This window comes from Acrocarpospora sp. B8E8 (assembly GCF_039871605.1).
Taxonomy (GTDB): Bacteria; Actinomycetota; Actinomycetes; order Streptosporangiales; family Streptosporangiaceae; genus Acrocarpospora; species Acrocarpospora macrocephala.
Window position 1 is genome coordinate 40,099 of sequence record NZ_JBDPLV010000034.1, and the last position, 21,454, is coordinate 61,552.

A 21,454-nucleotide genomic window follows, 5' to 3' on the forward strand; every position below is an offset into this window, starting at 1 on the left:
GATAGGCGGCTAGCCCGCCACGGCGGTTCGCTCGCTTAGTCTGGAATGGTGAGCGAGCGAGCGAGCGAGCGTCCGGGTGGGGAGCCGGGGATGAGCCCCGGCGAGCGGACCTACATCGGTGGAGACGACCCCGCGGACGGTGTCCAGCGGGGGGACGCGCGGGTCCCCAACCCCCAGGCGGACGGTGTCCGGCGGGAAGTTGTACGCGTCCCCAATGCCAAGATCGCGCTGTCGACCGCGTCGGTCTACCCCGAACGAACGCCGGACGCGTTCGAGCTCGCGGCGCGGCTCGGCTACGACGGTGTTGAGATCATGGTGGGGCAGGATCCGGTCAGCCAGGACGTCGAAGTCCTGGAGCGGCTGCGGGATCATTATGAGCTGCCCATTCTGGCCGTGCACGCGCCCTGCCTGCTGGTCACCCAGCGGGTGTGGGGGCGCGATCCGTGGGCCAAGCTGGAGCGGGCCAGGGACGCGGCGCAGCGGCTGGGGGCGCAGACGGTGGTGGTGCATCCGCCGTTCCGCTGGCAGCGGGACTACGCCCGGGACTTCGAGGTCGGGCTGGCCAGGATGCGGGAGGAGACCGACATCGTGTTCGCGGTGGAGAACATGTTCCCGCTTCGGGCCCGGGGCAACGAGGTCGTGCCGTACGCGCCGGACTGGAATCCGGTCGATCACGACTTTCCGCAGGTGACCCTGGATCTGTCGCACACGGCGGTGTCGGGGTCCGACGCCATGGAGATGGCGGCCAAGCTGGGGGATCGCCTCGCCCACCTGCACCTGGCCGACGGGACCGGGATCACCAACAAGGACGAGCATCTGGTGCCTGGCCGGGGGAACCAGCCGTGCGCGCAGATGCTGGAGCGGCTGGCGAACGCGGGCTATGGTGGTCTGATCGTGCTGGAGATCAACACGAGGAAGGCGGTCGGCCGGACCGAGCGGATCGACGATCTGGCCGAGGCGCTGGCCTTCGCCCGGCTCCACTTCGCCGCCTCCTCCGCGAAGAGATGAGCCACGGCGAGAGATGAGCCACCAGGTCTTCGACGTCGACCGGGTGGCGGAGGCGTATGACGCCGCGCGCCCGGAATATCCGCCTGCCCTCTACGCGGCGCTGACCGAACTGTCCGGCATCCGGTTCGAGGGCGCGTTCGCCGTCGACGTCGGCGCCGGCACCGGGATCTCGACGCGTGGGCTGCTGGATCGCGGCGTCCGGGTCGTCGCGGTGGACCGCGCCGCCCGGATGCTCGCCTTCCTCCGCTCCCGTACGGCCGGCGCCGCCCTGCTCGCCGACGGCAACGCGCTCCCGCTCCGGGACGGCCTGGCCGACCTGGTGACGTACGCCCAGTCCTGGCACTGGCTGGACCGTACGGTCTCGATCGCCGAGGCGATCCGGGTGGTCCGCCCGGGCGGCGCGGTGGCGGGCTGGTGGAACACGGTGGACGCGCGCAAGGCCGACTGGCTGGCCGCCTTCCAGGTGAGACTGGCGGACCTGCCGGGCTATACCGGTCCCGCGCAGCCGGGCTGGAGCATGCCGCCGATCGGGGCCGCGATGGCCGCTGCGGGGCTCCAGGTTTCCGAGACCTGGGTGTACTGGACGCGCCGGATCCGGGTGGAGGATTTCCTGACCGATCTGCGTTCGCACTCGTACGTGGCGTCGATGCCGGAAGCCGCCGCCGACGAACTGCTGGACCGGGAGCGCGGCGAGATCCTCCGCGTCTTCCCGGACGGCGAGATGATCATCCCAATGCGGGTATACCTGGCGGTCGGTGTGAAACCTCTCACCCACCGGGCAGTCCCCGCGCTCACCGAACCCGCGGGCCTCCAGGAGCTCAAGCAACTGGCCGTGGGCCTGTCGGAGGGCGCGTGAGCGAACGATCCGGCGGAAGGCATATGGTCGAGCCCACCAAGCCCAGACATCCGCGGGAGCGTAAGCAGGCGAAGAGCATATGAGCGAGTCACGCGGCCCCGGGCGTCGTCCCGGGCGTCGTCCCGGTGTTTCCGACACGCGCGGCCAGATCCTCACCGCCGCCCGTGCGATCTTCGCCGAGAAGGGTTTCGACAAGGCGACCATCCGCGGCATCGCCCGCGCGGCCGGCGTCGATCCCGCGCTCGTGCACCACTACTTCGACACCAAAGAGGGCGTCTTCGTCGCCGCCATGCGGCTCCCCTTCGATCCCGCCGTGGTCGTCCCCGTTCTGGTCACCGGACCCCGCGAGCAGGTGGGCGAGCGCCTGGTGCGCTTCATCCTCACCCTCACCGCCGATCCGAAGGCCCGCGAGCCGGTCCTCGCCCTGATCCGGTCGGCCGTCTCCAACGACCAGGCCGTCGCGATGGTCCGCGAGTTCATGGTGGAGGCCATGCTGGGCCGGGTGGGTGCCGCCCTCGGCGTCCCCCTGCTGCGGCTGGAGGCCGTGTTCGCCCAGATGTTCGGCCTGGTTATGGCCCGCCATATTATCCGGATGGAACCGATGGCCTCGGCCGACCCGGAGGAGCTCATCGCCCTGGTCGGGCCGATCATCCAGCGTTACGTCGACCCCTGAGCAATCGCTACAGAGCATTGTTCTATGGTGGTCACGTGTCGGAGATGGAGGAGCCATGCTGCTGGTAGCGATTATCGGGCTGGTCATGACGGTGGCGGTGGTCGCCCTGGCGGCCCGTCGGGTGCTGTTCCTCTACCGGCTGGCCACCGTCGGCCAGCCCGCCCCCCAGCGGATCGAGTACGCGAGGAAGAACGCGGGCGCCGAACTGAAAGCCCAACTGGTCGAGGTATTCGGTCAGAAGAAACTGCTCAAGTGGACGCCTTCGGGCGTGGCGCACTTTTTCGTCATGTGGGCGTTCATCATCCTGCTGACCGTCTATATCGAGGCGTACGGCGCGATCATCCAGGGCGCCATCACCGGTCGCCCCAACTTCCACATCCCGTTGATCGGGACCTGGCCGGTGCTGGGCTTCCTGCAGGATCTCATCGCGCTGGCCTGCGTGGTTGGCCTGATCGCCTTCGCGGCCATCCGGGTCAGGAACGCGCCGACGAAGCTCGGCCGCGAGTCCCGGTTCTCCGGCTCCCACCTGGGCGGCGCCTGGCTCATCCTTTTCATGATCTTCAACGTGATCTGGACGCTGTTCCTGGCCCGCGCCGCCGCTGTCAAGACCGGCAACTTCCCGTACGAGTCGGGCGCCTTCTTCACCCACGCCGTGGCGAAGATCCTGCCGTCCAGCCAGCTGCTGGAAGAGATCGCGCTGCTGCTGCACATCGGCGTCATGCTGGTGTTCCTGCTGATCGTGGTGCATTCCAAGCACCTGCACATCTTCACCGCGCCGCTGAACGTGCTGTTCTCGCGTCGCCCCGACGGTCTGGGCCCGGCCCAGGAGATGCGCAGCGGCGGCAAGGTGCTGGACTTCGAGGAGGCCGACCCGGAGACCGACGTGTTCGGCCGGGGCACGCTGACCGATGCCACCTGGAAGGACTTTCTGGACTTCTACACCTGCACCGAGTGCGGGCGTTGCCAGTCTCAGTGCCCGGCGTGGATCACCGACAAGCCGCTCTCGCCGAAGATGCTCATCCTGGACCAGCGGGATCACGCCTTCAAGATCGCGCCGTACCTGCTGATGAGCGAGGAGCAGCGTTCCCACCAGGGTGAGGACGTGCTGGCTCTGCTGGACAAGCCGCTGGTCGGGGTGGACGGGGTGATCCACCCGGACGTGCTGTGGTCGTGCACCAACTGCGGCGCGTGTGTGGAGCAGTGCCCGGTGGACATCGAGCACATCGACCACATCCTGGACATGCGCCGCTACCAGGTCATGATCGAGTCCTCGTTCCCGTCCGAGGCGGGGGTGATGCTGAAGAACCTGGAGAACAAGGGCAACCCGTGGGGCATGCCGGAGATGAAGCGGGCCGAGTGGGTGGCCGAGCTCGACTTCGAGGTCGAGATCGTCGAGGAGAAGATGCCGGCGGACGCCGAGTACCTGTTCTGGGTCGGCTGCGCGGGCGCGCTGGAGGACCGGGCGAAGAAGACCACCAAGGCGGTGGCCGAGCTGTTGCACATCGCGGGGGTGAAGTTCGCGGTGCTGGGCCCGATGGAGGCCTGCACCGGTGATCCGGCGCGGCGGCTGGGCATGGAGTTCCTGTTCAACATGCTGGCCCAGCAGAACATCGAGACGCTGAACGAGGCCGGGGTCAAGAAGATCGTGGCCACCTGCCCGCACTGCTTCAACACCCTGGCCAACGAGTACCCGCAGCTCGGCGGGACTTATGAGGTCGTGCACCACACCCAGCTGCTGGCCCACCTGGTCGACACCGGCAGGCTCACCCCGATCACGCCGATCGAGGAGAAGATCACCTACCACGACCCGTGCTTCCTGGGCCGCCACAACAAGGTCTACGCCCAGCCGCGCGACATCATGGCCAAGGTGCCGGGCGTGCAGACCCAGGAGATGCACCGCTGCAAGGACCGCGGCTTCTGCTGCGGCGCGGGCGGCGCCCGCATGTGGATGGAAGAGCGCATCGGCAAGCGCATCAACACCGAACGCGTGGACGAGGCCCTCACCACCGACCCGGACACCGTCTCCACCGCCTGCCCGTTCTGCCTGGTCATGCTCGGCGACGCCATCAACGAGAAGAAGAACACCGGCGCCGCCAAGAGCAGCCTGGAAGTCGTGGACGTGGCCCAACTCCTGATCAAGTCGGTAAAGTCCGAAGGGTAATCGCCGCATCGTTAGTCGTATGTCGCGGCCAAGCCCGCCGATCCGGAGGATCGGCCAATGTCACAGCACCACAAAAAGCTTTCTCCACATAACGGGAAAATCACGGTAACCTCAACGTTGGCTCAATCAACGGGGAGGGGGCTGAAAGTGGGTGTGGTCGTCACTGATGCTGAGGTAACCCTGGCGGACGTCCTCTCCCTGAAGATGGCCATCCAAGAACCCTTGGCGGCGGGAACCCAGCTCGTGCTTCGGCACCGGGGGAGCGGGGCGGAACGGCGGGTGATGCTCGGCACGCCGGGTCGGCGTGCCCGGGAGGCCAGTGTGGCCGTCTCGCTCGGTCCGCTCGCGTTATTGCCCGGCCGCTGGGACGCGTACCTGCAGCAGGATGGCCCGCGCACTCGGATGCAGAGCGTGGATCCGGGTTTCTCGCTGGACCGCCTCGACGCGTACGCGCTGGGTCGCCGGACGATGGCCTACCGCGCCTACCGGACCCGCAACGGCTTCCTGGCCATCAAGATCGCCGAAGCCGCGCCGGTCGCGGATGTGCGGGCGGTCTGGTTCCGGGAAGGTCGTTTCGAGGTGACCGGGCTGCTCGCGTACACCGGCCTGATCGACGACGACCAGCATCACACCGCCCGGCTGGCGCTGCGCCACAGCGACGCTCAGGTGATCGCCACCGCGACCGTTCAGGGCGTGCGGTTCCATGCCGCGCTCTCGCTGTGCGACGTGCTGGCCGCCACGCCCGACTCGCAGGGCGTCTGGGAGCCCTCGCTGGAGGTCGAAGGGGTGGACGAGCCGCTGGCGCTCGGCGCGAGCCTGGACGACGTGGAGGGCAAACGCCGCAGGGTGCACTATCCGGCCACCCGCATCGACGGCGTGCCGATTAAACCCAGTTTCACCGCCGACGACCAGCTGCGCCTCGAAGTCGGCCCGGGGATGAGCGCGGCGTGAAGATCACGTTCCTGATGCCCTCCGCCTACGGGATGCGCGGTGACGTCCGGGCCACGCTCAACCTGGCCGCCGCCCTCGCGGAGCGCCAGGACGTCGAGATCATCAGCGTCAAGCGCACCAGGGACGCGCCGTTCTTCCCGATCGACGGCCGGATCAGGCTGCGCTGGCTGGTCGACGCCCGCCCCGGCCCGCACCTGCTGCCACGCGGCCAGGTCCGTACCGAGGTGGCCCTCTGGCGGGCCATCCGCGCCGTCCGCGCCGACGTCCTGATCACCGCCCGCCCGGGCCTGAGCGTGCAGTCCGCCCGGTACGCCCCGCGCGAGACCATCAGAATCGCCCGCGAATGGACCAGACCGGCCGTCCCTGGACCGGTCCGCCGGTTCTATCCCCGCCTGGACGCCGTGGTCACCAACACCGAGACCGGGCGCGACGAGTGGTCCCGCCTGCTCGACGACGAGCTCTCCGTGCACGCCATCCCCGACGCCCTCCCGGCGGGCCCCTGGCCACGTTCCAGGATGGACAACCGCATCATCAGCGCGGGCGGGCGCTGGGTCGCCCCCAAAGCCTTCGACCGGCTGGTACGGGCCTTCGCCGTGGTCGCCGACAAGCGCCCCGACTGGCGGCTGCGCCTCTACGGCGCCGGCTCGGAGGAGAAGCGCCTGCGCGCCCTGGTCGCCGAGCTGAGCCTGCACAACCACGTCTACTTCATGGGCACCACCCCCGATCTGCCCGGCGAGTTCGCCAAGGCGTCGATCGTGGCGGTGCCGTCCCGGCACGAGGTGCTCGGCATGACCGTGGTCGAGGCGCTCGGCTGCGGCGTCCCCGTCGTCGGATTCGACGGCCCGCGCGGCCTGAGCGAGTTCGTACGCCCCGGCAGGGACAGCGTCCTGGTCCAGCAGGGGGCCGGCGAGACAGAGGCGTACGCGGCCGCCCTGCTGTCCTTGGTGGACGATGAGCGGCGCCGAATGACCCTCGCCGCCGGTGCCCTGGAGTCGGCCGCCGCACACGCCGCCCCCGCCGTCGCGGCCCGCTGGCAAGAACTGATGTTCGGCCTACGTTCCCGGGTGTGATACAAGCACGGACTAGTTCCCTGGCTTGGCCGCGCCTGTGTCTGGACTGAGGAACGCAGGTCGCGGAGCGGCCGGAGTGACGAGGGAAGACGCAGGCTGAGGGCGGCCAAGCCCGCCGTGCCGGAGGCGCGGCCATGAATACAGCCCAAAAAACTATCCCGGACCCCTTAGGGAGTCCGGGATCAGTTCCGTCAGTGACTTCAGCGGCTCGCTGAAGTCCGCAACCCGAGCGCGTTGTCGAGCTCCTCCAAGGTCAGTCGGTCATCCGTGTAGTTCACGGCCGCCAGCACCTCGGCGTAGAGCGCGATCTCGTCCAACGCGACACGGTCATGGACCCGAGAGTCCAGGTCGTCGTGCCCCACCGCGCTGTCCTTCCTTCCGCAGCCCACACCCACTTCGAGGTTACGTCCGTGTGTCTTGGTGCGACATGGCCCATCGGGACCATTCCTGACGCCGGGCGTCCCTCCACTGACCATTTCCCGGATTCTGAGATCACAATTCGGTCAATTCTCCGAGGTCACGGGGATGGTATTGCTAAAGGATGAAATATCCCTATTTGTGGGGTAAGAGTGACCTATCTGTTAGGTGGAGTAGAGCCAGTCGGAAGTGGTCTCAGTGACCCGTTTGCGCGGCGTGGTGGTGGGCTCCAGCGGCAAGTCGTCGCGGTTGTGGACGAGGCACTGGCCGACCGCGGCGGAGACCGGGAATCCGGTCGGCGGCGGGGTCGCTCCGGCCAGCTCACACCAGGCCAGACCGGTCGCGTAGGCCGCGCCGAGGAACGCCGCGGCGGTGGACCGGTCCGGAGGCGTCAGGCCCTCAGGGAGGCGGCCGTCGACCGGCCAGCACCCCCGCAGCGGATGCCCGGGCTCGGCCAGCGTGACGTACATCGCCTGCCTGATCCCGTCATCCATCCATGGATACAAATATGTCACCGCATCGGTAGTCACCGACGCCACATCCGCGGCCAGCAAACTGGCCGCCACCGCCCGGGGATCGGCCCCCGAATCCGCGGTATACGCCAGCGCCTCCACCAGGTCGTAGAAGACATGCCGGAAATGATCGCCCGGCGACACCTCCGACAGCGCGGCCGGCGCCAGATTGGGCGGGCAGCGCAGCAGCCAGCTGTGCGCCACGGCCCCCGACTGCAGCGCGGTGTGGTCCAGCCAGGGCTGGTTCAGCACCTGCTCGATCATGGCGATCAGCGCGCTCGCCCGGGGCCGGAACCGGGCGTCGGCGCGCAGCACCTTGGCCGTCCGCGCCATCAGGGCGGCCAGGCGCAACCCCGCGTCGGGGAACCCGGACCGGCAGCGCTCGGCGTACAGCTCGACCAGGTCGGCCAGACCGACCGGGGGCAGCCAGCGCACGAACTCGTCCCCGGGCAGCGGGCGCGCCAGGAACTCCCCGAACATCGACAGCATGACCTCGTTGCCGTCGAACGCGGGGGCGTACGCGCACCACATGACCGTGCCCCACACCGCCGCCACCGTGCTGGCCACCTCGTCGGCGAACACCTGCCGGAACGGGCCGCCGGTGAGCGGGAACTCCTCCCGGCGCAGACCGCGATGGGTAATGATCAGGTCCCGGACGCGCTCGGTCACCTCGTTCGGCACGTCGGGCCCTACGAAGGCCTGCGTCGAGCCACGATCGACGGAGAAGTCAGGACCGGTGGGGACCACCCAGTAGGGGATGGGCACGGTGACCGGCCGGGTGGACGCGCGCACGGGCAGGCTGGCCGGGGGAGCCGACAGGTGCCACTGGCCGTCCGGATCCAGGCGATACCACCGGGCGTACGCGCCGAACAGCCAGCAGACGCCGTCCTGGGTCGCGAGGGCTCGGCGGGAGATGGCGTCGGCCCGGGTCCGGGTGGGCGTCAGCGGCCATCGTGGGTCGGCCACCATGGCACGCACATCGCGCTCCATGGCGGCGAAGCCGTCCCACTGCACCCCGTAATCCACGGTGCCATGGTAGAACTTCCGCCCCGCTTTTCCTGTTCCAATATCTGGACGAACCCTGGCCCAAGGCGTGAATCTTTCACCTCGCTGACCTGCGGGAACGCCGGGGACCTGGGATTCGTCGGCGTTACGCTCTTGGCATGGTCCGCCGCCATCTACTTCCATGTCCTTCGTGACCGAGACCCGGCAGGACATGGCCGTATCAGAATCTGAGACGGCGCCGCCGCGCCCGCTGCCCAGGTGGCTGGGTTCGGCCTCCGATCGGGCCGCGCTGCTGGTGTGGTTCTTCTGGCACGTCGGGACGTACATCTACATGGTCCTGGCCGCGCCCGGGCGGACCGAGGCGCCGATGCTGGACCGCCTCACGCCCTGGGACGCCGACAACTTCATCATCATCGCCGAGTGGGGTTATGACGGCTCGCCCGGGATGACCGACGCGCCCAAGCTGGCCGCGTTCTTCCCGGGGCTGCCCTTCGTGCTGCGGATCCTGCACTGGGTGATCGAGGACTGGAGCCTGGCCATCGTGCTGGTCTCGCTGGTGGCCAGCGCGGTGGTGGCCGTGGCGCTGTCGCGCCTCAGCGACAGCTACCGGGAGGGCACCGGCACCTGGACGGTCATCGCGTTCTTCCTGAGCCCGTTCGCGGTGTTCCTGCTCGCCGGCTACTCCGAGGCGCCCTTCCTGGCGCTGGCCATTCCCGCCTGGCTGCTGGCGCGGCGCGGGAAGTGGGAGCAGGCGATGGTGGTCGCGGCCCTGGCCTCCTCTATCCGGATTTCTGGGCTTTTCCTGGCCCTGGGCCTCGCCGTGATGTTCCTGACCGCCGAGAACGGCTTGCGGGCCCGCGGCTGGCGCACGCTGCCGTGGCTGGTCGTCCCGGGACTGCCGGTGGTGGCGTACATGGTGTTCCAGTGGACGCGTACGGGCGACTGGATGGAGTGGAAGAACGTCGAGGCCGAGTACTGGGGGCGGTATGCGGAGCACCCGTGGCAGACGCTCCTCAACACCTGGAACCGGTCGCTGGAAGAGGGCGCGCTGCAGACCTCCTACCGGGAGGAGATCCTGGCCGCGGCCGTCCTGGTGGCGCTGATCGTCTGGCAGCTGGTGCGGCGGCGATGGGCGGAGTCCGCCTACCTCGTCCCGCAGGCGGTGGCGCTGCTGGCGATGTCCTCGTTCTACATGTCGGTGGGCAGGGCTTCGCTGCTGTGGTGGCCGCTGTACATCGCCGTCGGGCTGACCGGTGCGCGCCGACCGTGGGTCTTCATGCTGTACGTCGGCATAGCCGCACCGGTCATGGCCATCAATGTCGGAAATTTCACCACCGGGGCATGGGTCGGCTAGCGCGGTGCCTTTCTGCCTTCGCCATGTAGCGTGACGGGGTTTCGGCGAAGGACGCCCGGTCGGCCTCGGTGAGCTCGCGGATCACCCGGCCGGGCACGCCCGCCACCAGCACACCCTCGGGGATCTTGGCGCCGGGCGGGACCAGCGCTCCGGCGGCCACCAGCGTTCCCGCGCCGACCCGCGCGCCGCCGAGCACGATCGCGCCGATGCCGATCAGCGCGCCCGACTCCACGTGCGCGCCGTGCACGGTCGCCTTGTGGCCCACGCTCACCCGCTCCTCCAGGATCGCCGGTTCGCCCGGGTCGGCGTGCAGGCAGCACAGGTCCTGGATGTTGCACTCGGCGCCCACCTCGATGCGCTCGTCGTCGCCGCGGAGCACCGAGCCGTACCAGATATTCGCGGACCTGCCGATCCGCACCTGGCCGACCACCACCACGCCGGGGGCGAGCCAGGCCGTTGGATCGATTGAAGGGGTGTCGTCATGGTCAAGAGCTGCGATAAAGGGCATGCCGTCCATGATTCCACGCGCCGTTACACGTCCGACACGGCCCGTGTCGGATATTTCCGCAAGCAGCTGGGGCGTTCAGGTTGCGATGCGGGTCGGATAGCAGGAAAGTCGTGTCCTGACGTGTCGTTCCGCCTTTCGACTCCCCAGGGCCCTCCATGACGAACCAGACCGATAATTTCCCCGACCTCATGAGCGACGACTCCTTCGAAGTCGTCATGCGTGGCTACAGCCGTCGCCAGGTCCACGACTACATGATCCGCAGCCGCAACCAGATCCGCGACCTCGAAGAACGCCTGGCCCGGACGATCGACCAGGCCGAGCAGAGCCGGCTGGAGCTGGCCGACGCGCGGCGCAAGCTGACGGAGTCCCCGCAGAACCCGGACGAGCTGGGCGAGCGGCTCAGCCAGATCCTCAAGCTGGCGCACGAGGAGGCCGCCGCCAACAAGGAGGCCTCCCAGAACGACGCCTCCAAGGTCAGGGACCAGGCCGCCGCCGAGGCCGAGCGGCTGGTGAACGCCGCGCGCGAGCAGGCGGAGTCGATCAGGACCGCCGCCCAGGAGGAGGCCGAGCGCCGCATCCACGACGCGACCGCCTCAGCCGAGCGGTTGCTCTCCCAGGCCGGGGCCGAGGCGGAGGAGAAGGTGGCCACCGCCAGCGCCGAGGCCGAGGAGACCCTGCGGGACGCCCGCGCCGAGGCCGACCGCCGGGTGACCGCGGCCAAGCTGGAGTCCGAGCGCCTGGTGTCGGACGCACAGTCGGTGTCCACCGCCACGCTCACCTCCGCGCAGCGCCGGGCCACCACGCTGGACGAGCACACCGGCCGCCGGGTGGTCTACCTCACCGACACCCACACCGAGGTGGTGCGCCGCCTCAACGAGATCGGCGTGGTCCTCGGCGACCTGCTGCAGCGCGAGTCCAGCGCGGGCCCGCTGATCGACGAGGCCTCGGTGCTGCCGCCCGCTCCTTCGGTGGAGGAGGGCTTCGAGGAGGACTTCTCGGGCGAGGGCTTCAACGACGAGGGCTTCAACGAGCAGGAGGAGGAGGCCGCGGTCTCGACCAACCCCGTGCGGCCGGTGGGACCCGCGCCGGAGCAGGCCCCCGAGGCGGTCCGCCCGGAGCCGGCCCAGTCCGCCCGCGTGCTCGACGACATGCCGCAGGAGCCGGTCCGGGTGCGCCCGGCGAGCCACGACGAGACGCCGCCGTTCCGCGCCTAGCCCCGTGGTGGGAGGGAGACGCACGTCAACGTTCTGGTTGGTGCCCGTGGAGGCGCCTTTTGGTTGGCACCAGCGGTAGCGCCTCCACGGGGGCTCAGGGAATGCGAGCGAGCGTAGGCGAACACATGTTTTAATGAGGTCAACGTCGCCCAGAGTTGCGGGGAGACGCAAAACGCCCGTGGAGCCGGTGTAAGACCCACAAGGTGGGCGGTCGGTGCTGAAGCGGGAACCCCGGAAACGGGGAACGCCGGGCCGTAAGGCTACGGCTGCCTGTCCGTGCTCGCATTTTGATCACTTTTCAGGTAACGGTATCGGGAACCCTTGAAAGCGGAAGCCCCCGCCCCCGATCGGGTCGGGGGCTTCCGCGCTCAAGGGTTGGGTCAAGGGTCCGCGGATTTGGCACGTTCCTCCTGTTCGTGCAGCTGCTCGCGTAACCCCTCCGGCTCGTCCGCGTCGATGGTCATCGCGCAGCCGGCTTCCCGCTGAGCGGAGGTGAGCGGGTGGTGCCGGGTGGCCCACCACCGCCCCGCGTCGCTCCGCCAGATTGTCCATTCCGGATATTCGCGGGCAATCTCGGCAAGATGCCGGTCAAAGGACATCCGCCCACCTTTCCCTCGCCGAGCCGCCCCGGGGTGTTTCTCCCGCGACCCATGCCGATCTGGGCCTGCGAGAACTTGACGTCTCACCCTCAAGGTGCGGGACTTCTCTAGAGAAATCAATGATCGGGATGGACAGGTCAACGTATCGCCGGACTTGTCTCCTTGACCTAGGCGTCGAAGTCGTACTGGAGTACATACGCTGCGGCGTCCATGGTCATCTCGTTGAGCTCGACCGGGATGCCGCCGGAGGTGTATGCCGTACGCGCCACGATGAGGATGGGGTTGCCGGCCGGGAGGCGGAGAAGTTCGGATTCGTTCGGGGCGGGCATGCGGGCCCGCACCTCCTCGGTGAAGTGGACCGGGGAGTAGCCGAGGTCGCCTAAGCGGGCGTACACACCGCCGGGCCCGGTGTCCGGGAGAGTGATCGCGGTGCCCTCGACGAGGTCGGCTGGAAAGTGGGACGCGGCGAGCTGGACGGGACGGCCGTCCACCGAATAGCGTCGCCGCCGGACCCAGACCTCGTCGGAGTCCAGCACCCGGCCCACGTCCTCGGTCGAGGCCAGCCGCTCGATGTGGACCTCGTCCACCGTGTACGCGCGACCTCGGGTGTCCGAATCCCAGATCGCCCGGCCCTGTCCCCACTGTTCGCGGGAGAGCCGTCGTGAACCATGTCGTCTGATTGGCCGAAACAGCCTCACGTAGACCCCCGAACCTCGGCGCGGCACTGCCAAGCCCTCATTGATCAAAACGGCCAGCGCCTGCCGTGCGGTGGCGCGCGCGATGCCGTACTCCGACATGAGTGCGTTCTCTCCCGGAAGCCGATCCCCGTCTCGGAGTTCGCCGGACAGGATCTGGCTACGCAGACTGTCGGCGATACGCCGATAAATCGGGGGCTCGTGCTGCGCCGGGGATTCCGTCACGTGTGATCACCCTCTGTCACCAACGGGGAGTTAGCGTCTCCAGAGAACTTGCCCCGTCTTGACCACGATCGCACAGAGTTGTTGGTAGGTCCCGTGCCTATTTTTAGCGGTTCGGGCGCATGTGACGATCTTGCGGGATTTATGCAGTCCGTTATTGTGGAACGGTCCCCTCCGGTATTGGGTGAGCCCACCAACGCTTAGTCATGATTGCGGCCAGAACGGCACCCGTGGTGTTCAGCAGAACGTCGTCGATCGACGACACACGGTGGAGGCCTAAAGCATACTGAAGCGATTCCACGATGAGAGACGACCCCGCCGCGACGGCCGCCACCCGGGGCAGCCGGGCCAGTCCCGGGGAGCGGATCGGGAGCAGCGCGCCGAGCGCGGCGAACACCAGGAGGTTGCCTCCTACCTGGGCGATCAGAGTGCCAGTAAAGCCGCCGGCAAGGGTTGTCAGGTCCTTCAGCGGGATCAGGCTGAGGCTTCTGGCGGGCTCCTGAGCGCTACCCGGAGTGAGGATCATCCACAGCCAGGGGAGGGTTCCGGTAACGGAAAGGGCATCACAGAGGGGTGTCCGGAAGGGGTGTTCCATGCCCGAACTAGCGCGTTGTCTCCCGATCAAATAAGCGGTCAGAAGCGCGATGGGGAGCGCGAAAAGGCTGAAAAGAATGATATGTCCCCACATACGCCATGCCAGCAACATGACTGTGTCCTTTTGGCTCGCTGGATGATCGCTCGTCGCGCGCGTACCCCGCCCCTGTTCGGGCGACGAAGTTATAGGAAGATGGCCTTCTGGTAAGTGTCCGTACGGATCTTCGCCTGGTCGGAGCTGGGACGGTCGGGGACGGTCGGAACGACCGAGTCTGGAGAAGACGGACGCGGCTGGCGTGATCTCCGGTCGATGTCACTCTGCGTGGTCTCGACCGTTTCATGATCTGTGACGCTTTGTGGTCGTTTTGGCCGGGCGGTCGAGCATGATCATCCGGCCTCTCCAGGTTTTTCTCATAATGGCCTTGCCCTGTCGCACTGGTCGAGTCAGGAAACTTACGGGGATGATGGGGTACATGAGTATCACCCGCGCCGGCTGTGCCGCGCTCGACGCCGCTGATCCAATAAGCGACTTCCGCGACGAGTTCGTCCTGCCCGACGGGATCGTCTATCTCCTCGGCAACTCGCTGGGCGCGCTGCCCCGGCGGACCGCCGCCCGGGTCGCCCACGCGGTCACCGCCGAATGGGGGCAGGACCTGGGCGCCAGCTGGAACACCGCGGGCTGGTGGGACCTGCCGCAGACGACCGGCGACCGGATCGCCCCGCTCATCGGCGCGGGCCCCGGCGAGGTGCTGGCCGGGGACTCCACCTCGGTGACGATCTTCAAAGCGCTCGCGGCCGCCCTGGCCCTCCGCCCCGGCCGGCCGGTGATCGTCTCAGACGTGGAGAACTTCCCCTCCGATCAGTACGTCGTGCAGGGCGCCGCCCAGGCCTTCGACCGCGAGATCCGGGAGATCGGCCCGGACGCCGACCTGGCCAACGCCCTCGGCCCCGACGTGGCCGTCGTGTTGTTGTCCCACGTGAACTACCGTACGGGCGCGGTCAGGAACATGGCCGAGGTGACCGCGCTGGTCCAGGCGTCCGGGGCGCTCATGATCTGGGATCTCTGCCACAGCACCGGGGCGCTGCCCGTGGACATCACCGGGGTCGATTTCGCGCTCGGGTGCACGTACAAGTATCTGAACGGAGGCCCGGGCGCGCCCGCCTACATCTACGTCGCGCCCCGCCACCAGAAGGCGGCCCGCAACGTGATCTCCGGCTGGCACGGCCACGCCTCCCCGTTCGACTTCGAGCCCGCCTACGAGCCCGCCCCCGGCGTCCGCCGCTTCGCCGTCGGCAGCCCGCCGGTGCTCTCGTACGCGGCGCTGAACGCCTCCCTGGAGATCTGGGAGAAGGTGGACATGCGTTCTGTCCGGGCCAAGAGCGTGGCCCTCACCGAACTGTTCATCGAGCTCACCGAGCACCTCGGCCTGGAGCTGGCCACGCCACGCGACCCGGTCGAACGGGGCAGCCAGGTGAGCTACCGCCACCCGGACGGCTATCCGGTCATGCGCGCCCTGATCGACATGGGCGTGCACGGCGACTTCCGCGCACCCGACCTGATCCGCTTCGGCTTCGCCCCGCTCTACCTCCGCTACGTCGACGTCTACGACGTCGCCAACACCCTGGCCGAGGTCCTCAGCAAGGAGCTCTGGCGCGAACCCCGCTACCAGAGGCGCCTCACCGTCACCTGATCAGTGCCGCTGGTCGTTGCGTGACTTGGCCTTCAGGTCCGCCACGATCTCCCCGGCCAGCGCCACACAGTCGGCGCAGATCCGCCCGGCCTCGCCGTGCACCATGTGCAGGCGCGGCCCCGGCGGTTTCCGGCAGAACGAGCACGCCGCCTCCCGCCGCGTCCGCCGTGCCGCGAACGGATGCGTGAAGGGCTTGGCGAACCGCTTCCGCGCCGCCTGTTTCGAAACTCCGAGCCGATCCCCGATCGCCGTCCACGACGTCCCCGCCGCCCGCGCGTCATGCACGGCCAGGTCGAGCAGAGCATCGGCGTCCCGGCTCAGCTCCTGGCTCAGAAGGCTCGCAGCGGCAAGGGTTTCCAACGGATCAGAGGGATTCGCGGCTCGCGCCCGTGCTTTCGCGAGTAACTCTGATGGCTCCATAAGACAACCTTAAGTTGTCAATTGTCCTATATCAAGTTGTGACCTAGGTCGAGCTTTCTGGGCCGCCCGAGTCGTTCGCAAACGATCATCAGGTCTACTCCACGCAAGCGCAACTGCCGCTGTCTTCGTTGACATCTCATTGAGCTAGTAGCATATTGTGCTAGGGAACTAGATATATGGAGGAATGGTGATCGAATTCCATCTGGTTGCCGGTTCGGGTGTCTCGCCGTACCTGCAGTTGGTCCGGCAGGTGCGGCATGCGCTGCGGCTGGGGCTGCTGCGTGAGGGGGATCAGCTCCCGACGGTCAAGGACGTGGTGGCGCGGCTGGCGATCAACCCCAACACCGTGCTCAAGGCCTACCGGGAACTCGAGCACGAAGGCTTGGCGGCCGCCCGGCCGGGGGTCGGGACGTTCGTGACGGCGACGCTGACCGACGCCTCGCTGGCCGCGCACGGCCCGCTGCGGCAGGACCTGCGCCGCTGGCTGGCCAAGGCGCGTCTGGCCGGGCTCGACGACGAGAGCATCGAGGCGCTGTTCATGACCACCTTTCGGACCGCCGCTCAGCAGGACATAGCGTGACCGCCGTCCTGCGAACCCAGGGCCTGGGCAAGAGGTACGGCAAACGCTGGGCGCTGGCGGACTGCACCCTGGACATCCCGGCCGGGCACGTCGTCGGGCTGGTCGGCCCCAACGGCGCGGGCAAGACCACGCTGCTGAACCTGGCCAGCGGCCTGATGACACCGACCTCGGGCAGCATCACCGTGCTCGGCGGCCGCCCCGGGGCCAGCCCCGCGCAGATGGCCAGGGTCGGGTTCGTCGCCCAGGACACCCCCACCTACTCCGGGCTGAGCGTCGCCGACCATCTGCGGTTCGGCGCCAGGCTCAACCCCGGCTGGGACGACGGGCTGGCCCGCGAACGGATCGCCCGGCTCGATCTCGATCCCGCCCGCAAGGCCGGAAAGTTGTCGGGGGGTCAGCGTGCCCAGCTCGCCCTCACGCTGGGCATCGCCAAACGGCCCGACCTGCTGATCCTGGACGAGCCGGTCGCCGCGCTCGATCCGCTCGCCCGCCGGGAGTTCCTGCAGGGCCTGATGGAGGCCGCCGCCGAGCACGAGCTCAGCGTGGTGCTCTCCTCCCACCTGGTCTCCGACGTGGAGCGGGCCTGCGACTACCTGATCGTGCTCGTCGACTCCCGCGTCCAGGTGGCCGGCGAGGTCGAGGAGCTGCTGGCCACCCACCACCGGCTCACCGGCCCGCGTCGTGACCCCGCCCGGCTCCCCGCCGACCAGCACGTCATCTCCGCCAGCCACACCGACCGGCAGAGCACCCTCATCATCCGCACCGGCGCTCCGATCCACGACCCCGCCTGGACCGTCAGCCAGATCAGCCTGGAAGACCTGGTCCTGGCCTACATGAGCATGCCCGCCCGCACCGGCGACCGACCGGCCCTGGAGGTTCTGCGATGACCTGGCAGCAGTTCCGGGTCCTGGCCTACATGAGCGTGCCCGCCCGCACCGGCGACCGACCGGCCCTGGAGATTCTGCGATGACCTGGCAGCAGTTCCGGGTCCTGGCCTACATGAGCGTGCCCGCCCACATCAGCGATCGATCGGCCCTGGAGGTTCTGCGATGATCTGGCTGACCTGGCGTCAGTTTCGCGCCGCCGCCGCGATGATGGCCGCCATCCTGGTCGGGCTGGCCGCTTTCCTGGCCCTGACCGGTCCGGACCTGGCCGAGGACTACGCCACCGGGCTCGCCGGCTGCACTGCCGACGCCGCGGGCTGCTCGAACTTCCTGCGGCAGTTCTTCGACGACTTCCGGGGGCCCTTCCTGGCAGTCACCGCCGCCGCGCTGGTGCTGCCCGCTCTGGTCGGGCTCTTCTGGGGAGCACCGCTGATCACCCGGGAGCTGGAGGCCGGCACGCACCGGCTGGTGTGGAACCAGAGCGTCACCCGCAGCCGCTGGCTGGCGGTCAAACTCACGCTGACCGGCCTGGCCGCCATGATCGTCGGCGGTCTGGGCAGTTTTGCGGTGACCTGGTGGTCCAGCCCTCTGGATCAGGCTGCCGCCAGTGACTACCCGCGGATCGAGCCCCTGCTGTTCGGCGCACGCGGCATCGTCCCCGTCGGCTACGCGGCCTTCGCTTTCGTTCTCGGTGTGACCATCGGGATGCTGGTCCGCCGCATCCTGCCCGCCATGGCCGTCACCCTGGCCGTCTTCGTCGCCGTCCAGCTCGCCATGCCGCTGCTGGTCCGGCCCTACCTCCTTCCGCCCACCCATTCGACCACCGAAATCACCGCCGACAATGTGGACAGCGTTAGCTCGCCGGTCAACGGCACGCTCACGGTGCGGGTCGTAGCGGGCGCTTCGGATGGCTGGGTCCTGTCCAGCCATCCCGTCGACGCGTCCGGGCACGCGGTCGCCGACATCATCCCCGTGCCCGCGTCCGCATGCACGCTAAGTGCGCCGGAGCCCGGCACCACCAGGCCGCGGGGGCTCTCGGCGTGCTTGGCCGAGATGAAGCGGCTCGGCTACCGGCAGCAGGTGACCTACCATCCCGCCAGCCGCTTCTGGCCTTTGCAGTGGTTCGAGACCGGCATCTACCTCGCCTTCGCCTTCGGCCTCGCCGGATTCTGCTTCTGGTGGACCCGCCATCGCCTGTTCTGACAAAGCCTCGTCGACCGGAAGGACCGGCATCTCATGGGTCATGTGATCGAGCTGGAGGGAGCCGCCGCACTGGCGCTCGTTAAGCCGATCCTGGCCGGACTGCTCGTTTTCGTGTTGTCCGCCTGCTCCGCGGCTGTTCCTGTTTCGGAAGTGTCCGTTCTGGCCGCGCCGAGTGGCACGCCGTACCTGCCCAAGCCGACCGGACCCCATCCGGTCGGCACCACGGTGCTGCATCTGAAGGACGTCTCTCGCGCCGACCCTTGGGTGCCTGAGGCGAAGGCCAGGGAGCTCATGGTCTCCCTGTGGTATCCGGCCAGCTCGCCGGGTAAGCGGCGGGCGGCGTATATGACGCCCAAGGAGTCGGAGCTTCATCTGAAAGGCGGACAGATCCCCGGCGTGCCGTACGACGTGCTGAGCCGGACGAGGACCAATGCCTTCAGCGACGTCAAACCGGCAGGGCATGAGCTGCCCTTGGTGGTGCTCTCGCCCGGCTTCAACAAGCCTCGCGTCACGCTTACGGCCCTGGCCGAGGAGCTGGCGAGCAGCGGCTACGTGGTGGTCGGAATCGATCACACGTATGAGAATTACGCTACGACCTTCCCCGACGGACGGATCGCCACGTGTGTCGCCTGCGAGAGCGACGACGAGGAGGATTTCGGTAAGAAGGTGGTCGAGGGCCGGGCGGCGGACGTCTCGTTCGTGCTCGACGAGCTGACCGGGTCACACCCGAAATGGACGGGCTCAGCTCTGATCGACCCGTCCCGGATCGCGATGGCGGGGCCGTCGATAGGAGGCGCCAGTGCCCTGGCGGCCATGCTGAAGGACTCCCGGGTACGCGCGGGGATCGACATGGACGGCACGTCGTACTCGTCGATCCCGGAGAGTGGGTTGTCGCGGCCGTTTCTGTTTCTGGGCGCGCAGGAGAATCACAATCCTGGAGGTCGTGACGTCACGTGGGATCAGGTCTGGGAACACCTGACCGGATGGAAGCGCTGGCTGGTGGTGGCCGGCGCGCAGCATCTGTCCTTCACCGATCTTCCGCTGCTGCTGGTGGATCAGTTCGGCGTCGATCTTGAGCTCGGCATCTCTGGAGGTCGGTCGGTGGAGATCACCCGCCGTTACGTCCGGGCCTTCCTCGACCTGCACCTGCGCAACAAGCCACAACCCCTGCTGGAGGCGCCGTCGGAGCGATACCCCGAGGTCACGTTCTGCTCGGTGGAGACCTGCGAGTAGTTGATACTCATCAGTAACTTAGGTAGTTGAGCTCAGGTCCGGAGCGCCGGAAATGGTCAGGATTCTGCTATGACCAGACCAGTGCAAAGCAAGACGACCGCGGCCTTCTACCTGCAGTCCGTGATCTCGTTCGGGCTGGCGCTCACGGCTCTCGTGGTCGGCGTCGCCTACCTTCCCGTGGACGCCTGGATACGGGGGTTCTTCGCCGTCGGGGTGTTCTACCTGGTGACCTCGTCGTTCACGCTGGCCAAGTGCATCCGCGACCGGCAGGAGGAGGCCGCGGTGGTGACGCGGGTGGATCAGGCTCGGCTGGACAAACTCCTCGCCGAGCACGATCCCTTCAAAACCGACTAAATTAATGAGAAACCCGTCCCATAGCCAGCCGCATAGCCGCCGACCAGGCGATTCACCGCTGCGGCCGTCCAGATCACGACTTTCTCATTAATAGGGCAGCGCCCGCTTGGCGAACTTCGACGACACCATTGGCTGCTGGAATTTCGGCACGGCGACCGAACGGGCGTCGCCGTCCGAGGTGTAGCGCTCGGTGGGGTTGGCCTGGAGCCAGTCCAGCCACGCCGTGGAGCAGAACTTCATGCAGTCGCCCTTCTTGTCCATCGACCTGATGCGGGGGATCCCGACCGGGTCGAACTCCTTGCTGTACGGCGAGTGGGCGGGTGTGTATCCGGCCAGGAAAACCCCGCCGTAGTCGTACGACACCGCGCCGTCCTTGCCCTTGAGCGCCCACGCCTTGGTGCGCGGCTGGTTGCCGTACGGCAAGGCGATGGTCACCGGGGCAGGTCCGTCCAGGGCGGTGATCAGCTGGTGGCCCGCGGCGACCTCGGCGGCGACCTGGTTCTGGGGCTTGCCCGAGAGGCTGAGGTGGTCCTTGGTGTGGTTGCCGATGTCGAAGCCGTTGGTCTTGAGCCAGGTGATGATCTGCGCCTGCTCGATCTTGTCGGGCTTGCCGAACATGTCGCGGGTGACGTAGAACGTCCCGACCGGGCGGAAGCCGGGGTGTTTCGCGGCCACCTCCCGCATGATCGCCACGGCCGTGTTGGGCATGGGCGTGCCGTCGTTGGCCAGGGTGACCTGGGACGGGGAGGAGTCGTCGAACGTGAGCACGACGGCGTGTTTCCCGGCCGGGATGTCGATCTTGCCGGTGACGTACTCGGCGGCGGTGATCGGGACGTAGTTCTCCTTGGCCAGGCGTTCCAGCTCGGTGCGGAACTGGAGTGGGGTGCGGTCGTCCTGGGTGCCGGGTTTCTCGACGATCCGGTGATACATCAACACCGGGATCTGGCCGAGCTCGTTGGCCTTCACGGCCTTGGCCCGGGCCGCGTTCATCGGCTTCCCGGCGGCGTTCTTGATCGGCGCTTTGGCGGGCGCTTTGGCGGGCTTCGTGTCTGTGCTTCCCCCGTGTGTTCCACATCCGGCCAGGACGGCCAGGCTTGCTATCAGTAGTGCGATTTTCATCCGGATCCCCTCACCATGACGACATGTTTAACTACTCCCCGTGAAAAGCCGAGGAGAGTCGACATGGGGGTTAAAATCCGCATCTGGATCGGTCCGTCAGGGCATAGCGCTCGGGCGATTAACCGGATAGA

22 protein-coding genes are annotated in these 21,454 nt (G+C 67.9%); 14 read left to right on the forward strand and 8 right to left on the reverse strand.

What is annotated here, in order from left to right:
* Positions 1-90 precede the first annotated feature (90 nt).
* From ABGB08_RS29365 to ABGB08_RS29390, 6 genes are all read left to right on the forward strand, one after another.
* On the forward strand, positions 91-1,008 hold the full coding sequence (locus tag ABGB08_RS29365; protein ID WP_155354481.1) for a sugar phosphate isomerase/epimerase: 918 nt from the start codon (positions 91-93) through the stop codon (positions 1,006-1,008).
* Between the two features lie 13 nt (positions 1,009-1,021).
* Positions 1,022-1,864, forward strand: coding sequence for a methyltransferase domain-containing protein (locus ABGB08_RS29370; protein WP_347596296.1), 843 nt, complete (start codon positions 1,022-1,024; stop codon positions 1,862-1,864).
* A gap of 79 nt (positions 1,865-1,943) precedes the next feature.
* Positions 1,944-2,537, forward strand: a complete 594-nt coding sequence (locus ABGB08_RS29375) for a TetR family transcriptional regulator (protein ID WP_347596299.1) — start codon at positions 1,944-1,946, stop codon at positions 2,535-2,537.
* Positions 2,538-2,592: 55 nt separating this feature from the next.
* A complete protein-coding gene (locus tag ABGB08_RS29380) occupies positions 2,593-4,698 on the forward strand; it encodes a (Fe-S)-binding protein (RefSeq protein ID WP_347596302.1) in 2,106 nt (701 codons plus the stop codon).
* 147 nt (positions 4,699-4,845) lie between these two features.
* Positions 4,846-5,649 carry a hypothetical protein gene (locus ABGB08_RS29385; RefSeq protein WP_155354477.1) on the forward strand — a complete coding sequence of 268 codons (804 nt, stop codon included), beginning with the start codon at positions 4,846-4,848 and terminating at the stop codon, positions 5,647-5,649.
* Positions 5,646-6,719, forward strand: coding sequence for a glycosyltransferase (locus ABGB08_RS29390; protein ID WP_347596305.1), 1,074 nt, complete (start codon positions 5,646-5,648; stop codon positions 6,717-6,719). Before ABGB08_RS29385 ends, ABGB08_RS29390 begins: the two co-directional genes overlap by 4 nt.
* 200 nt (positions 6,720-6,919) lie before the next feature.
* On the opposite strand, the gene ABGB08_RS29395 is transcribed toward ABGB08_RS29390, so the two are convergent.
* Both ABGB08_RS29395 and ABGB08_RS29400 read right to left on the reverse strand, forming a co-directional pair.
* On the reverse strand, positions 6,920-7,081 hold the full coding sequence (locus ABGB08_RS29395; protein ID WP_170321787.1) for a hypothetical protein: 162 nt from the start codon (positions 7,079-7,081) through the stop codon (positions 6,920-6,922).
* 219 nt (positions 7,082-7,300) lie between these two features.
* On the reverse strand, positions 7,301-8,674 hold the full coding sequence (locus ABGB08_RS29400; protein ID WP_347596308.1) for a hypothetical protein: 1,374 nt from the start codon (positions 8,672-8,674) through the stop codon (positions 7,301-7,303).
* Between the two features lie 169 nt (positions 8,675-8,843).
* Here ABGB08_RS29400 and ABGB08_RS29405 point away from each other — a divergent pair, with 169 nt between their 5' ends.
* On the forward strand, positions 8,844-10,007 hold the full coding sequence (locus ABGB08_RS29405) for a mannosyltransferase family protein (RefSeq protein WP_347596311.1): 1,164 nt from the start codon (positions 8,844-8,846) through the stop codon (positions 10,005-10,007).
* Here ABGB08_RS29405 and ABGB08_RS29410 read toward each other — a convergent pair.
* Complete coding sequence (locus tag ABGB08_RS29410; RefSeq protein ID WP_347596314.1) at positions 9,982-10,515, reverse strand: gamma carbonic anhydrase family protein; 534 nt, start codon at positions 10,513-10,515, stop codon at positions 9,982-9,984. The genes ABGB08_RS29405 and ABGB08_RS29410 overlap by 26 nt on opposite strands.
* 155 nt (positions 10,516-10,670) lie before the next feature.
* Here ABGB08_RS29410 and ABGB08_RS29415 point away from each other — a divergent pair, with 155 nt between their 5' ends.
* A complete protein-coding gene (locus tag ABGB08_RS29415; RefSeq protein WP_347596317.1) occupies positions 10,671-11,729 on the forward strand; it encodes a hypothetical protein in 1,059 nt (352 codons plus the stop codon).
* Positions 11,730-12,109: 380 nt separating this feature from the next.
* On the opposite strand, the gene ABGB08_RS29420 is transcribed toward ABGB08_RS29415, so the two are convergent.
* From ABGB08_RS29420 to ABGB08_RS29430, 3 genes are all read right to left on the reverse strand, one after another.
* Positions 12,110-12,328: a hypothetical protein gene (locus tag ABGB08_RS29420; protein WP_155348809.1), complete on the reverse strand. Its 219-nt coding sequence runs from the start codon at positions 12,326-12,328 to the stop codon at positions 12,110-12,112.
* A gap of 167 nt (positions 12,329-12,495) precedes the next feature.
* Positions 12,496-13,248: a GntR family transcriptional regulator gene (locus ABGB08_RS29425; RefSeq protein ID WP_155348808.1), complete on the reverse strand. Its 753-nt coding sequence runs from the start codon at positions 13,246-13,248 to the stop codon at positions 12,496-12,498.
* A gap of 151 nt (positions 13,249-13,399) precedes the next feature.
* Positions 13,400-13,951 carry a VanZ family protein gene (locus ABGB08_RS29430; protein ID WP_347596321.1) on the reverse strand — a complete coding sequence of 184 codons (552 nt, stop codon included), beginning with the start codon at positions 13,949-13,951 and terminating at the stop codon, positions 13,400-13,402.
* Positions 13,952-14,312: 361 nt separating this feature from the next.
* Between ABGB08_RS29430 and kynU the strand changes: the two genes are divergently transcribed.
* Positions 14,313-15,530: a kynureninase gene (kynU, locus tag ABGB08_RS29435; RefSeq protein WP_347596324.1), complete on the forward strand. Its 1,218-nt coding sequence runs from the start codon at positions 14,313-14,315 to the stop codon at positions 15,528-15,530.
* Here kynU and ABGB08_RS29440 read toward each other — a convergent pair whose 3' ends face one another.
* Positions 15,531-15,890, reverse strand: a complete 360-nt coding sequence (locus ABGB08_RS29440; protein ID WP_155354470.1) for a ClpX C4-type zinc finger protein — start codon at positions 15,888-15,890, stop codon at positions 15,531-15,533.
* A 247-nt stretch (positions 15,891-16,137) separates the two neighbouring features.
* Here ABGB08_RS29440 and ABGB08_RS29445 point away from each other — a divergent pair, with 247 nt between their 5' ends.
* The 5 genes from ABGB08_RS29445 (at position 16,138) to ABGB08_RS29465 (ending at position 20,204) form a co-directional block, all read left to right on the forward strand.
* On the forward strand, positions 16,138-16,530 hold the full coding sequence (locus ABGB08_RS29445) for a GntR family transcriptional regulator (protein ID WP_347596471.1): 393 nt from the start codon (positions 16,138-16,140) through the stop codon (positions 16,528-16,530).
* Positions 16,527-17,417, forward strand: coding sequence for an ABC transporter ATP-binding protein (locus ABGB08_RS29450; RefSeq protein ID WP_347596327.1), 891 nt, complete (start codon positions 16,527-16,529; stop codon positions 17,415-17,417). The genes ABGB08_RS29445 and ABGB08_RS29450 overlap by 4 nt, the downstream gene beginning before the upstream one ends.
* A 162-nt stretch (positions 17,418-17,579) precedes the next feature.
* A complete protein-coding gene (locus ABGB08_RS29455; protein WP_347596330.1) occupies positions 17,580-18,617 on the forward strand; it encodes an ABC transporter permease in 1,038 nt (345 codons plus the stop codon).
* A gap of 33 nt (positions 18,618-18,650) precedes the next feature.
* Positions 18,651-19,850 carry an alpha/beta hydrolase gene (locus ABGB08_RS29460; protein WP_347596333.1) on the forward strand — a complete coding sequence of 400 codons (1,200 nt, stop codon included), beginning with the start codon at positions 18,651-18,653 and terminating at the stop codon, positions 19,848-19,850.
* Between the two features lie 69 nt (positions 19,851-19,919).
* A complete protein-coding gene (locus ABGB08_RS29465) occupies positions 19,920-20,204 on the forward strand; it encodes a YiaA/YiaB family inner membrane protein (RefSeq protein WP_155348804.1) in 285 nt (94 codons plus the stop codon).
* A gap of 87 nt (positions 20,205-20,291) precedes the next feature.
* Here the strand turns inward: ABGB08_RS29465 and ABGB08_RS29470 are convergent, their stop codons facing one another.
* A complete protein-coding gene (locus ABGB08_RS29470; RefSeq protein WP_347596337.1) occupies positions 20,292-21,323 on the reverse strand; it encodes a polysaccharide deacetylase family protein in 1,032 nt (343 codons plus the stop codon).
* Positions 21,324-21,454 lie beyond the last annotated feature (131 nt).